At 39.9% G+C, this 12,415-nt stretch carries 16 protein-coding genes; 11 read left to right on the forward strand and 5 right to left on the reverse strand.

All coding sequences use genetic code 11. From position 1 onward, the window contains the following. Positions 1-102 precede the first annotated feature (102 nt). The 5 genes from V7K69_RS18435 (at position 103) to V7K69_RS18455 (ending at position 2,627) form a co-directional block, all read left to right on the forward strand. Positions 103-702: a cytochrome c oxidase subunit 3 gene (locus tag V7K69_RS18435; protein WP_335036835.1), complete on the forward strand. Its 600-nt coding sequence runs from the start codon at positions 103-105 to the stop codon at positions 700-702. 95 nt (positions 703-797) lie between these two features. Beyond that, positions 798-1,283 (forward strand): hypothetical protein, encoded by a 486-nt coding sequence (locus V7K69_RS18440; protein ID WP_335036837.1) that lies wholly within the window; start codon positions 798-800, stop codon positions 1,281-1,283. Positions 1,284-1,315: 32 nt separating this feature from the next. Continuing rightward, positions 1,316-1,483 carry a hypothetical protein gene (locus V7K69_RS18445; protein ID WP_190932600.1) on the forward strand — a complete coding sequence of 56 codons (168 nt, stop codon included), beginning with the start codon at positions 1,316-1,318 and terminating at the stop codon, positions 1,481-1,483. 5 nt (positions 1,484-1,488) lie between these two features. After that, complete coding sequence (locus V7K69_RS18450; protein ID WP_335036840.1) at positions 1,489-2,100, forward strand: AraC family ligand binding domain-containing protein; 612 nt, start codon at positions 1,489-1,491, stop codon at positions 2,098-2,100. A 56-nt stretch (positions 2,101-2,156) separates the two neighbouring features. Continuing rightward, a complete protein-coding gene (locus V7K69_RS18455; protein WP_335036842.1) occupies positions 2,157-2,627 on the forward strand; it encodes an ArsC/Spx/MgsR family protein in 471 nt (156 codons plus the stop codon). Between the two features lie 191 nt (positions 2,628-2,818). On the opposite strand, the gene cysK is transcribed toward V7K69_RS18455, so the two are convergent. Then, positions 2,819-3,778 (reverse strand): cysteine synthase A, encoded by a 960-nt coding sequence (cysK, locus tag V7K69_RS18460; RefSeq protein WP_335036844.1) that lies wholly within the window; start codon positions 3,776-3,778, stop codon positions 2,819-2,821. A gap of 993 nt (positions 3,779-4,771) precedes the next feature. Between cysK and V7K69_RS18465 the strand changes: the two genes are divergently transcribed. The 6 genes from V7K69_RS18465 to V7K69_RS18490 all read left to right on the forward strand — a co-directional run bounded on the left by V7K69_RS18465 (position 4,772) and on the right by V7K69_RS18490 (position 8,046). Then, complete coding sequence (locus V7K69_RS18465) at positions 4,772-5,194, forward strand: hypothetical protein (RefSeq protein WP_335036846.1); 423 nt, start codon at positions 4,772-4,774, stop codon at positions 5,192-5,194. A 39-nt stretch (positions 5,195-5,233) separates the two neighbouring features. Then, positions 5,234-5,515 (forward strand): hypothetical protein, encoded by a 282-nt coding sequence (locus tag V7K69_RS18470; protein ID WP_335036849.1) that lies wholly within the window; start codon positions 5,234-5,236, stop codon positions 5,513-5,515. A gap of 2 nt (positions 5,516-5,517) precedes the next feature. Then, positions 5,518-5,829, forward strand: coding sequence for a hypothetical protein (locus V7K69_RS18475; protein ID WP_012407155.1), 312 nt, complete (start codon positions 5,518-5,520; stop codon positions 5,827-5,829). A gap of 346 nt (positions 5,830-6,175) precedes the next feature. After that, positions 6,176-6,538, forward strand: coding sequence for a hypothetical protein (locus V7K69_RS18480; protein WP_335036851.1), 363 nt, complete (start codon positions 6,176-6,178; stop codon positions 6,536-6,538). A 136-nt stretch (positions 6,539-6,674) separates the two neighbouring features. Then, positions 6,675-7,682, forward strand: a complete 1,008-nt coding sequence (locus V7K69_RS18485; RefSeq protein ID WP_335036853.1) for an LLM class flavin-dependent oxidoreductase — start codon at positions 6,675-6,677, stop codon at positions 7,680-7,682. After that, entirely contained in the window at positions 7,672-8,046 is a 375-nt protein-coding gene (locus V7K69_RS18490; protein WP_335036855.1) for a hypothetical protein, read from the forward strand. Before V7K69_RS18485 ends, V7K69_RS18490 begins: the two co-directional genes overlap by 11 nt. Before the next feature lie 272 nt (positions 8,047-8,318). On the opposite strand, the gene V7K69_RS18495 is transcribed toward V7K69_RS18490, so the two are convergent. From V7K69_RS18495 to hypE, 4 genes are all read right to left on the reverse strand, one after another. After that, positions 8,319-9,887: an alpha-amylase family glycosyl hydrolase gene (locus V7K69_RS18495; RefSeq protein ID WP_335036857.1), complete on the reverse strand. Its 1,569-nt coding sequence runs from the start codon at positions 9,885-9,887 to the stop codon at positions 8,319-8,321. Positions 9,888-10,131: 244 nt separating this feature from the next. Next, positions 10,132-10,962 carry a hydrogenase nickel incorporation protein HypB gene (gene hypB / locus V7K69_RS18500; RefSeq protein ID WP_335036859.1) on the reverse strand — a complete coding sequence of 277 codons (831 nt, stop codon included), beginning with the start codon at positions 10,960-10,962 and terminating at the stop codon, positions 10,132-10,134. Then, entirely contained in the window at positions 10,953-11,294 is a 342-nt protein-coding gene (locus V7K69_RS18505) for a hydrogenase maturation nickel metallochaperone HypA/HybF (RefSeq protein WP_335036861.1), read from the reverse strand. The genes hypB and V7K69_RS18505 overlap by 10 nt, the downstream gene beginning before the upstream one ends. Positions 11,295-11,307: 13 nt before the next feature. After that, positions 11,308-12,396, reverse strand: a complete 1,089-nt coding sequence (hypE, locus tag V7K69_RS18510; protein WP_335036863.1) for a hydrogenase expression/formation protein HypE — start codon at positions 12,394-12,396, stop codon at positions 11,308-11,310. Positions 12,397-12,415: the final 19 nt, after the last annotated feature.

Genomic DNA, 12,415 nt, shown 5'->3' on the forward strand with positions numbered 1-12,415 from the left:
CTAAACAAGGATTTTGGCTAAAGAATGGAAATTTTGCTGATTCAGATTTCATTCTTTATTTAAGTTTCCACAACAGATGTAGGTAATATTGTCAAAAAATCTATGACTATAGCTACAACCACAAGTGAAGATCACAGTGCAGAACACGAAGAACATCCCGATTTAAGAGTTTGGGGGCTGTTGACGTTCCTCGCCTCTGAATCCCTGATGTTTGGCGGATTTTTTGCCACTTACTTGTTTTTCCGAGGTATTACACCAGTTTGGCCTCCAGAAGGGAGTGAAGTAGAACTACTTGTACCGACGATTAACACCATTATTCTGGTGTCTAGTAGTTTCGTGATTCACTTCGGTGATACGGCGATTAAAAAGAATAACGTCAAGGGAATGCAACTATGGTACGCAATTACCGCAATCATGGGGGCAATTTTCTTAGGTGGTCAGGTTTATGAGTATTCAACATTAGGATACGGACTGACTACCAACGTCTTCGCCAACTGCTTTTATATCATGACCGGGTTCCACGGTTTGCACGTTTTTGTCGGACTGTTATTGATATTACGCGCATTGTGGCGATCGCGTCTCCCTGGTGAATATTCTGCAACCAATCATACTTTTATCGAAATGACAGAAATTTACTGGCACTTCGTAGACATTATTTGGATTGTATTATTCACCTTGGTGTACGTTCTGACTTTGTTTTAACTTGGGCATGGGGCATTGGGCATTGGTTATTAATTATTCTTCCCCATTTCCCATTCCCCATTCCCCATTCCCTATTCCCCATTCCCCAATACAATATGCAAGCTAATACAAACAAATTCTCATGGTTCCAGGTTCCAGATGACATCAAAAACCTATTAATTTTAGCTGCACAAAATTGGGAAAATACATCAGAATCCGAAAAATATATTCAACAAGCATTAGCCCAGACTGGTGAAAATACAGATGTCTTGGTAGCAGCATATAGATTTTTCTATTATAAAAATAATTATTCTCTTGCATTACAAACAACAGTCAAATTATTAGATAAAATTAAAGAACTAGAGAAATTTCCTGATGACTGGGAGCAACTTCAGCCTATATTAGTCAATCGCAAAGAAGACCCACAAATTCGATTGTACTTAAATGCTTATGCTGCTTCTGGATTAGTACTAGCGAAGTTAGGAGAAATTGAGCAAGCAAAAGAAATCAGCACCAGAGTCAAACAGATAGACGACAAGAATGATTTTGGTTCTGGGATTCTGCTCGATATTTTGACACGTCCAGCAGAAGAAGACGATTAATTAGTCAGCAATGAAAAGTCAAGGTGAAAATCATGAACAATTGGTTATCTACTAAATCCTATTCTCTATTAGGAGCAGCTACCGATAGTAACTCTATCTTCCCTGTGATTACCATACCTACTAAAGCTCCTGTAGGTAATGGTAATATTCCTAATGTCTCACCGATCATTGTGATCCAATCTTCTCAGCTATCAATTTAAAAGTTATGAAAGGTAGGGATTGGCTGCTAACAGGGGACGGTCAACATCAAGCCTGTAAATCTGTAAGAGCCTGGGATTTATTGAGAGAAAATTACCGCCTTTATCGGTTTTTAACTGAGGTGGAAGATGTTCTCAATGGCAGTGACAATGAAACCAATTGTCTACCAGAAATTCGGATGCTTGTAAGGCGCTTGATTGTAAATTCCTACTGGGTACAAAGTCAGAATTTAGAGCCTTCCCCCCAAACGGGAACCTCTGTTTTACTCCTATATGATGAATTGGGTTTTCCCTTAACAGTGCAAACAGTAACATTTGCACCGGGAACCCGTTCAAACATTCATAATCATGGAACATGGGGAATCGTGGCGGTGCTAAAAGGTCAGGAGAAAAATACTTTTTGGCGACGCACCAATAGCCCAGAATTTCAGGACAAAATTGAAGCAACGGGAGAAGTAACTCTATCCCCAGGAGACATTATTAGCTTTACTCCCGATGCAATTCACAGTGTAGAAGCAGTGGGTGATGAACCAACTGTGACTTTTAATATTTATGGCGAAACTGATCCGAATGAGAGGTTTGAGTTTGACTTAGTTAGCCATAAAGCTAGGAATTTTTAATTTCATCGGTTCGTAGTTGGCGCTTTAGTGCTAAAGAGTAATTAGGAGATAGTTGCATGGCAAAGGTAATTTTCTATAGCAAACCAGGCTGTAAAGGTGGAGTTAAGCAAAAAGTTTTGCTAACAGCTGCTGGTCATGAGGTGATACCACAGAACCTGCTAAAAGAACCTTGGACAGCTGAACGGTTGCGCTCATTTTTTGGCGATCGCCCCGTAGTCGAATGGTTTAATCTTTCCGCCCCCAAGATAAAATCTGGTGAGGTGGTTCCTGAAAAAGTCGATGAACAAACCGCTTTGGCGCTGATGCTGAAAGAACCACTGCTAATTCGCCGTCCTTTGTTGGAAGTAGGCGATCGCCGCGAAGTAGGATTTGATGTCCAAAAGATTGATACTTGGATTGGCTTACAAGCTGTAGATGAATCCTTGCAAGAAATCAGCGACAAGCTTTTGAAGCAAGATTTGCAAAACTGTTCCCACGGTAAAGATCATAGCCATCAACACCATAAGGAAGGCGGCTGTAAACATTAGACATAACAGTAGAGACGCAGCAATGCTACGTCTCTACAAGGGTTATACCCGGCACGCTTGAAAAGCTGAAACCTCCTTGCTGGAAGGGTGTGGGAGGTGTGGGAGGTGTGGGAGGCAATGCAGCATTTGTTGATATGCAGTTATTCAATTTCTCCCCCCAATCCCCACACTCCCCACACTCCCCACTCTCTTTAACGCACGCCAGCAGGTTCTAAGGCCAAGTCTTGAAACATGGGGGTGCTGAGATAACGTTCGCCGAAGGAAGGCTGAATCATCACGATTAAACGTCCGGCATTTTCTGGACGTTTACCTACTTGAATGGCAGCACACAAAGCTGCACCAGAGGATATTCCAGATAATAAGCCTTCTTCTTTTGCTAAACGTCGCCCGTAAGCGATCGCTTGTTCATCGCTGACTCTAATTACTTCATCAACCAATTCTAGGCGGAGAACATCGGGGATAAATCCGGCACCAATACCTTGAATTCTGTGTGGCCCGGCTTCACCACCTGAGAGAACTGGGCTGTTGCTGGGTTCAACTGCGATCGCCTTAAAAGTCTTCTTGCGACTTTTAATTACCTCTGCAATCCCGGTAATCGTCCCACCAGTACCTACCCCAGCAATGACAATATCTACTTCTCCGTCTGTATCTGTCCAAATTTCTTCGGCGGTAGTTTCCTGGTGAATTTTAGGATTGGCAGGGTTACGGAACTGTTGCAGCATAAAAGCATCAGGAGTATTAGCCACAATCTCTTCGGCTTTGCGAATCGCTCCCCGCATTCCTTCCGCGCCTGGTGTCAATTCTAAAGACGCGCCATAAGCTCTCAACATAGCGCGTCGTTCTTGGCTCATCGTCTCAGGCATTGTCAAAATTAAACGGTAGCCACGTGCTGCTGCTACCATCGCTAGAGCAATTCCTGTATTACCTGAAGTAGGCTCAACTAAAATAGTTTTTCCAGGCTGAATTGAGCCAGCCGCTTCTGCTGAAAGTACCATACTTAAACCAATGCGGTCTTTCACCGAAGCTGCTGGGTTCATGCCTTCTAATTTGACAACTATCCTTGCTACTACTCCCTCAGCTTGAGGAATCTTGTTCAGTTGAACTAAAGGAGTTCGTCCAATCAGTTCTGTTATATCTTGAGCAATCCGCATTATTTAACTCCTAAAATTCTAAATCTTAGTACAGAGTATTTACTTATAACAATAAGCTTTTGTGTATTTAATTCGCAGTTTAGTGCCAATGAGTGCATATACTATCTATTCTAACTAAACCACAAAATCTGAAAGTTTAGAAAGAACTTTTATCCAAAGCTCTCATTGATTCTCACTTCAGCAGATGTCTAGCTTGCCATTCTTTTATTTTACCATTTGGAATTGCTGACTGTTGTCTCTTAGGCTAAGATCAATTTTTATAATTCTGTATATATGAATAATTTTTATTATCATTTTCTATTTGTTAGGGAAATATAACTTAAGTTGAAAATATTTAATGGATTTTCTGAATTTATTAGTTTATCTTTATCAAGAGACATCGATATTTACTTTTGAGTGCAGATTTTTCCCTTAAAACTTACATTGAAAACAGTTCTAAAGCTTTACCTACATTGCTTTTAGGTTGAGTACAAAAACACCAGAACCCCACTTCAAAAACACTAGCACCCCGTCTCAAAAACACTAGCACCCATACCCCAATATTTTTTTATAAGACTTATCAGATGAGGATTACAGCCTTTGAGTACTATTCTAATGAATTTAATAATCTTAACAGGGCTAGGGTAAACTGTTTTGTGGAGAGGGACTGATATAAATCGTATAGGATTTACGCAGAGATTCCCCTCTACCCCCCAACATTCCTGAGCGAAAGCTGAGTGAACTAGGGGGGACTTCTTAATCTCCCTTTTGAGAGCAAGATGAAACCAAATTCAAGAATCTAAATGTGTTCTTTCTGATTGAATAATCCTACGTTTTGCAAAAATGTTAGTAACTTTTCAGTGGTCAGTAGTCAGTGATAATTAGAAAACCAACTGACAGCTAACAATTGTGACAATTACCGTTTACACATATTTTAATATCAAAACTGTTTCAGATAAACAGCAAAAGATATTTTCTTACTGGGTGCATACTACCTAGCAAGGGAGAGCCAAGATGAAAGCCAAACTTTTAAATGTTCTTACAGTTTGCGTAGTTATTTTAGCAGTGCTTTCTCCAGAACTAGTAGTATTTGGCATAGTTTGGGAGCGACATCTGGATTTAGTAAAATCCCAGAATTTAGCCTACGAAGTTAACAAGACTACTAAAAATGCTCCCGACTTGGCTCCCCAGACAGAGGTTACACATTCCCCTCAGACTAGCATTCAATCCTCTGACCGTAATGTGATTAATCAAATGCTGACTGTTGCTGAACAATATAAATTTGCCGCTATCTTGCAATGGTTCTTCTTGTTAACCCCTATTTGTATTGGGTTAGGAATTCTATTTTACGACAGATATCTTGTACATCGTGCAACTGTTTTAAAAGAACAAGTTGAAATGTTGGAAAGACTGTGGCAACAAAGTATCGAACAGTGACCAATTTCCAAGTAACTCACTAAAATCAACCAAATTACCATGTCAGAACAACGCCAGCAATTGTATTTTAACCTGATTGATGAATTACTCAAATGCCCTAATGGTCAGGAACCAGAAGTTTTAGAATCTAAGCCAGAATTGATTGATTCTGGTTTCGTAGAAACAATGTTACAAGTAGCAACCATGTTTGCCCATGAAGGCAATCAAGATGGTGCCAAATTTTTATTTTTTGTGGCGCGTGAGCTAGCTAAAGAATTGGGTTTATACCCAGAAGTTACCAATACTGAAGTTGAAAATCCTGAAGTTGCCAATAAGGAGTAAAAATGTTGTTGACTTCAACGGATGCAGGACAAATTGCTTTAGAACTGCTGATGGCAGATTGGAATATTTCAGAAGAGAATCGGGAGTGGTTCACAATCTTTAACTCTCGTCTGATTGGCGAGAGTTGGTACACTGTGGAATTAGGTGTAGAAGGATTTCCCGATAGATGGTTTATTCAAGTATATGACACTGGAGCTTGCGATCCCAACTATACATTTATATCACCAATCCGTGGTTCTGAAGGATTCACAGATTTTGTAAATGTGCCAGATATCATAGCAGAGGTATTAGTTTGTGAACGCAATGCTCGATAATAATTAAAAATTCAACATTTAGAATTCAATCTTGAAATGTGCTAATTAAATACATTTTATTTGAATTCATGATTTTTGATATCAGAGTATTTGGGAGCATCTATCCCTGTCGATGAGAAATCGCGGTTAATCTTACACGCTGACTCAAAAACTACTCCACAGAGGTTGGTTTTGCATTGATAGTTGCGATCGAGATATTCAAAATATAAAGATGCTTTACGCAAATCGGAGGTGATACCAAATAAGGTACACCTCTTTTTTTATGTAATATTTAATATTTTATTTAAGCATCGTAAGGTATTTTGTCATATTTAATTGATAAAATTATGTTATATTAAATAGCGTGATGGACGCTACAGAAATATCAGTTCCAATGATTGCTGAAGATATCTTAGCCAAAGAATTCACAAGAGTCCTCAATGACTACTACCCAAAAGTTGGGGAATTACTAGACGGGTGTTATGTGAAAGTCATCACCTGTTTTTGGGGACGACCTGCTAGACGCTTGCAATATATAGGAATTTATTGCTCTGCCGAAATGATTTCCTGTGTGCAAGCTCATAAAGAAATACTCAGAGAAGTAGCAGACAACATGGGTCTAGTGCAGGTAGTTTGCATGAATGCCAAGCGATTATTGCGCGATCCGATGTCGAACATCAAACACAATAACCCACGGCTATGGTTGGAGTTGCAGTGGGTTGCAAATTAGTCTTTGATCGGATTAATGGAGAGGAGTAAAGGTGTTTGTAGTGAAGACTTTAGTCCTCAAATCATTAAAGGACTAAAGTGCTTACTACAAACCTATTAACCACTAGAATAGCCAGCACAAAGTATTAACGCAAGTAATGAAAACTGGAATTTTCTGCAATTACGATAATCATCACCAAGATGCTCGTCGTGCCATTTCTGAGCAAGTCGCGCTGATAAAACAGGCAGAAAGCTTGGGTTTTGAGTCAGCCTGGGTGAGTGAGCATCATTTTAGTGAATCCAATCTCAGCCCGTCTATGTTGCTGTTGATGGCACACTTGGCGGGATTGACTTCAACTATCGAATTGGGCACTGCGGCGGTGTTACTGCCATTCCATAACCCGATTCGGGTAGCGGAAGATATCGCCACTCTGGATAACCTGTGCAATGGACGATTATTATTTGGAGTTGCTAAAGGTGGCCCCTTTCCCCAACAAAATAAACATTTTGCGACACTCCCAAGTGAAGCCCGTCCCAAGATGCTAGAAGCGATCGCACTGATTCACAAGTTGTTATATGAAACTGATGTATCATTTAATGGCAAGTATTATCAATGCGATCGCTTAACAATTTACCCAAAACCATTGCAGAGTCAAATACCCGTGTATGTTGCCACTGGCGGCGATGATGGTATCGAGTTTGCTGCTAAACATTCCTTCAGCTTGATGGGTGGGCCGCCATTCTCCCTACACAGATTGAAAGATACTGTTGCTAAATATCGAGCCTTAAATTCTAGTGGTGCAGAAAACTTCGTGCTGGCACGCTTTTTTTATGTTGGCAAAACATTTGATGAAGCAGTGAGTGAGGCATTGCCTTTCATCCGAAAATTTAGTCAAAAAATGAAAGCTAATACGGCTGAAGTATTGCAAAATAGTGCAAATCCCAACCAAAAACCATTTGACCGCACAAACATTTGTTTCGACGAAGATTATTTGATTGAGAATTCAATTATCGGTGATGTGGAGACTTGTCGAGACAAAATCAAGAAATTTCAAGACGAATTAAATTTAGGTACGTTAGCGCTCAAACCCTCGTCTGCGGATTTGCAAAAAAACTTGGAGAGTTTGACGCGCTACAACCAAGAGGTGCGAAATTATGTCTTCTAAACTATACCTGCTTCCTCCCGATGATTTACCTCCAACTGAGGTAACTAAAGAGGATGGAATGTTGCAGATGGAGCTAGAACAGTCTACTGGTAGATGCTTTTATCTAGCTTGCGATCGCATTACGCGAGTACTGTTATCTAATTGTCAGTGGTATCTCACCACAAATGCTAGCATCCTCACATTAATTATTGATTGCCCTGACTTAGTATCTTACTGGCATATTGTCAGCAATATTCCCCAGTTGGGTAATAGGTTAGAGCGGTTTGCTAGCAATGGCAAAATCCGCGTTTATCCGCCATTCGGTAAAGGAAAGCCGTTTGAAATCAGCGTAAATGAAATATCTGCTTATCGAGATTGGCTTTGAGGTAAATAGGCCAGAATTGGGAATCACACAAAATATAGTTGTTTTACACCCTGTACTTCTAAAGTGCAGGGTGTTGCAATTTTAGAAGAGTTACAATACAATCCTTGTTTTCTTATTATTTCAAATAACTCAGAGTCTATGCGCTGCCGACCTGTAGATAATAAAAATTAGAACGGAGATATTTATTAATTCCAGGGGCAAAGCTTTTGGTAAAATTGATAAGTTTAAACTGGTTTTTTATCCCTAAGCTTTGCCCAAAAGCTAGTGTTTGCTTACGCCAAAATCGCCATTCCTGAAGGAGGCAAATCAATTCGCACAGTTGCACGACGGTCGTTATGATGTTGCACAGCTACACTTTGAATCTGCCGTGGATTACGTAAATCAGCATCGCTCCAATCACTTTTATATAAAAAAGTCATTTCCGAGTCTTGAGGATGCATATAAGTATCTACTGTCACTTCTGCACCGCGATTTTCTAAGCCATTGGTATTCAGCACCATCAACACTTCTGTGTCAAATAGCACTTGTGACCAAGCAACTAATTCGCCTTGTCCGGGAATCGAGAAGGGGGAGTCATAAAAGGATGTTTCGCGTAGATAGTGATGTCCACGGCGCAATGCTTTGCCAATTTTATCGTGACTGTTGCGAATCCGCGCGATCGCAGCTATCCGCAAATAGGTAGGATGGTCGATATCGAAAAAATGACAGTCTGCTGTTTGAAATGCGCCAAAAGTACCGCCAAACATTGCTTCTTTGATATATCTATCTTCTGCAAACTTTCCGCCTTCTATGCTGTAATCGTGATAACCTTCATTCCCATCAAAAGCCTGCTCTGTTCCATAATAAATAGCAGGGATTCCTGGCATGGTTAATTGCACACCGACAGCATGAGCAACTTGCTCATAAAGATTAGGTACATTACTGTATGCGGCAAATCGCTGCTTATTAGTATCGTCATCCAAGATGGAGACATGATATGTCCCAATTTGGCGGTATTCTCCAGCGAGATTGTTTTCGCTATACAAATCGAAAAATTGCTTAGGGTGTACTAGCCCTTTTGCGAATGCAGCCAATTCATTAGGGGTTTGTACGCTGTCTAATACAGCAGTAAGGTTGCGAGCAATAATGTCTATGTAAGCACCAGCCATACTACCGGAGGTTATTTCCCCAGTCAGTAAAAAGTTGTCCTTACCGATAGATTCGGCGTATTCACGAATAGCTGTGCAGAATTTGCGGGAATCTTCTGGAGAAACGTGCTTGAGGCTATCTATCCGCAAGCCATCGCAGTCAGAAAGAGCAATCCAATATTGATAAACTCTGGCTAAAGCTGCAATTACATCATTTCTGTTAAACCAGTTATCAGCACTCTGGTTGTATATTACATCGAGGATGACATACATCCTGCGATCGTGGGCAGCATCAATCAAATCTCTTAAATCTTGACGGGTTCCAAAGTGGGGGTCAACATCTAAAAATTCTTGAATGCGATCGCTATGGTAATCTTCTAAATTAGAATGTTGTTGCCAAGGTGGATTAATCCACAGCGTTGTTACTCCCAATCGCTGCAAGTAATCTAATTTACTCTTAATTCCTTTAAGAGTACCACCAACAAAATTTGTCCCTGCTGCCATCCAGTTGGCTTTATCCTTAACCTGGAATTTTGCAAGATTGGTGTGGTCAAAAAGCTCCCTTTGATTTTCATTGTCGTCACTGAATCTATCTAATACCAATTGGTACAAAAACTGGTCGCGCCAACTGATAGGACTTGGATAAACTCTCCCTCGTGGTTTCAGGTCTGTTTCGGAGAGTTGCTGGGGTTTCAATTCTTCAACTTTAGCCATGAGGATTTACGCACAGATAGGAAAATGGCAGTATGCATCTCTTATCTTGCAAAAATACTTCCAGTTTTCATTAACCCACAGAGGTATTTTGTAATTCAGTGACTTAATTTTGTGATAATAGGTTTTTAAAATTATCTTTCTCTTCCTTTGCGTCCTTCTCTAACGAGACGCTGCGCGTAGCTTGCTTCTCCGTAGGAGTATGCCGTTCGTTAAAAAAATTACGTATCCTTCAAGCAGTAAGAGATTAATGCTGACAATTTTTTAAGTTTTCAATTAGCCACGCATACCACTTCTCTAAGCCAGTGTTAGAAGTTGCAGAAACCTGAAAAATCTGAATTTGGGGATTTATTTGTCTAGCATAATCTATGCACTTTTGAACATCAAAATCTACATAAGGCAGCAAATCAATTTTGGTGAGAATCATGATGTTACTAGCACGGAATATATGCGGGTATTTTAGTGGCTTATCTTCTCCCTCTGTAACTGAGAGAATCACGACTTTTGCCTGTTCTCCTAAATCAAATAAGGCTGGACAAACTAAATTTCCGACATTTTCAATCATTACAACAGAATTCAATGGTGGATTCAGTTGTTGTAAACCTCTTTCTATCATTGAGGCATCTAAATGACAGCCTGTTCCGGTGTTGATTTGGATAACTTTAGAACCTGTTTCTTTAATTCTTTTAGCATCGTTAGCAGTTTCTTGGTCGCCTTCAATGACACTAATAGATAATTGATGTTTTAAATCATTGATAGTTCGCGTCAAAAGAGTTGTTTTCCCAGCACCGGGAGAACTCATTAAATTTAAAGCGAGAATATTTCGACCTTTAAACCATCCCCGATTTTGGGCAGCTAGAAGATTATTTTTTGCTAATATATCTTGCTCTAAAGATATGGTTGTATTGTGGATTTTGGCATGAATTTGAGGTGCTTCTATATGAGTGTCATGACTGTGGGAGTGAGTGATGACAGTTCCATCTGGTAAAGTGTGAGTATGATTATGTTCCGCTTTATCTGTTTCTAAATTTGTAATTTTTATTTCGCCATCATCAGAACAACCGCAGGTTACACACATAATTCCTCGATTTCTATTTCTTTAATTTTAAGTTCTTCACCAGTAATTAAATCTAATTGTACGCTACCGCAATTACAAATTCCAAATGGTTTATCTAAATAAACTTCTGCACCGCATTGGCAACATCGCCCTAAACCGGGAATTTCTAAAATTTCTAATGTCGCCCCTTCTAAAACTGTGCCTTGAGTGCAAATATCAAAACAAAATCGGATAGCATCGGGCATAATGGCCGAAAGTTTGCCAATTTCTAATAAAACTCGTTGCACTTTTGCGCCTTTGGCATTTTCAGTCACAATTGCCACAATATTTTGGGTAATTCCAAATTCGTGCATACTATAAAATCTATTAACAAATTCGTGGTAATTGGTCGCCTACTAACATATCAACAATTCTTTCAGCACCAAAAACTGTTTTTAACAAAACTATACCTGGGGGTGAAGAAAGAACTTCGCCAATAATACAAGCATCTTTACCTGCTGGGTGGGATTTCATAGCTGATAAAACGTTGTCAGCATTCTCTTTGGGAACCACTACAACTAACTTACCTTCATTAGCTAAATACAATGGGTCTAAACCGAGAATTTCACAAACTCCGTTGACTTCTTCACGCACTGGGATAGATTCTTCAAAAAGACGAATTCCCACATTAGAACTGAGGGCAAATTCATTTAATACTGTGGCTAAACCACCGCGTGTAGCATCTCGCATAGCATGAACTTGTGGACATACTTGGAGAATAGTTTCTACTAAACTATGCAACGGCTGACAATCACTTTCAATATTAGTATCTAAGGCTAACTCGCCACGGGCAATTAAGATTGCTGTACCATGATTGCCTATTTCACCATTAATTATTACGACATCTCCAGGTTGAATATTCTGGGCGGAAATACTAACTCCTCGCGGGATAATACCAATACCAGCAGTGTTAATAAAGAGTTTATCGGCAGCACCACGATGTACAACTTTTGTGTCACCAGTGACAATTTGAATACCAGCTTTTTCTGCGGCTGCTTTCATACTATTTGCAACACGGCGTAAGGTTTCTACAGGTAATCCTTCTTCTAAAATTACGCTACAAGTTAAATATAAAGGTTTAGCGCCACTGACAGCTAAATCATTAACTGTGCCGTTTATAGCTAGTTCTCCTATATCACTACCGGGGAAAAATAACGGGTCTACAACATAAGAATCTGTGGTAAAGGCGAGTCTGTCTCCTTGCTGCATGAGACTGGCTAAGTTTAAGCTGGCTTGGTCTTCTAGTTGTGAGAGAATTGGGTTATCAAAATTGCTGACAAAGATATCGTCTATTAAATCGCGCATGGCTTTACCACCGCTACCATGTGCGAGAGTGATATGAGTGTCTTGTACTTTCTTTTGGCGGCGGCGGACTTTTTCTATTTTTTGGATTGGGTTTGTGGGGGGGAAATTCATATTAAATTTTTTTTAAACG

Source organism: Nostoc sp. (assembly GCF_036917775.1).
GTDB lineage: Bacteria > Cyanobacteriota > Cyanobacteriia > Cyanobacteriales > Nostocaceae > Nostoc.

Excerpts from the sequence above, each read along its gene's own strand:
- V7K69_RS18435 (WP_335036835.1), top strand. The coding sequence starts at position 103 with ATGACTATAGCTACAACCACAAGTGAAGATCACAGTGCAGAACACGAA.
- V7K69_RS18440 (WP_335036837.1), top strand. The coding sequence starts at position 798 with ATGCAAGCTAATACAAACAAATTCTCATGGTTCCAGGTTCCAGATGAC.
- V7K69_RS18445 (WP_190932600.1), top strand. The coding sequence starts at position 1,316 with ATGAACAATTGGTTATCTACTAAATCCTATTCTCTATTAGGAGCAGCT.
- V7K69_RS18450 (WP_335036840.1), top strand. The coding sequence starts at position 1,489 with ATGAAAGGTAGGGATTGGCTGCTAACAGGGGACGGTCAACATCAAGCC.
- V7K69_RS18455 (WP_335036842.1), top strand. The coding sequence starts at position 2,157 with ATGGCAAAGGTAATTTTCTATAGCAAACCAGGCTGTAAAGGTGGAGTT.
- cysK (WP_335036844.1), bottom strand. The coding sequence starts at position 3,778 with ATGCGGATTGCTCAAGATATAACAGAACTGATTGGACGAACTCCTTTA.
- V7K69_RS18465 (WP_335036846.1), top strand. The coding sequence starts at position 4,772 with ATGAAAGCCAAACTTTTAAATGTTCTTACAGTTTGCGTAGTTATTTTA.
- V7K69_RS18470 (WP_335036849.1), top strand. The coding sequence starts at position 5,234 with ATGTCAGAACAACGCCAGCAATTGTATTTTAACCTGATTGATGAATTA.
- V7K69_RS18475 (WP_012407155.1), top strand. The coding sequence starts at position 5,518 with ATGTTGTTGACTTCAACGGATGCAGGACAAATTGCTTTAGAACTGCTG.
- V7K69_RS18480 (WP_335036851.1), top strand. The coding sequence starts at position 6,176 with ATGGACGCTACAGAAATATCAGTTCCAATGATTGCTGAAGATATCTTA.
- V7K69_RS18485 (WP_335036853.1), top strand. The coding sequence starts at position 6,675 with ATGAAAACTGGAATTTTCTGCAATTACGATAATCATCACCAAGATGCT.
- V7K69_RS18490 (WP_335036855.1), top strand. The coding sequence starts at position 7,672 with ATGTCTTCTAAACTATACCTGCTTCCTCCCGATGATTTACCTCCAACT.
- V7K69_RS18495 (WP_335036857.1), bottom strand. The coding sequence starts at position 9,887 with ATGGCTAAAGTTGAAGAATTGAAACCCCAGCAACTCTCCGAAACAGAC.
- hypB (WP_335036859.1), bottom strand. The coding sequence starts at position 10,962 with ATGTGTGTAACCTGCGGTTGTTCTGATGATGGCGAAATAAAAATTACA.
- V7K69_RS18505 (WP_335036861.1), bottom strand. The coding sequence starts at position 11,294 with ATGCACGAATTTGGAATTACCCAAAATATTGTGGCAATTGTGACTGAA.
- hypE (WP_335036863.1), bottom strand. The coding sequence starts at position 12,396 with ATGAATTTCCCCCCCACAAACCCAATCCAAAAAATAGAAAAAGTCCGC.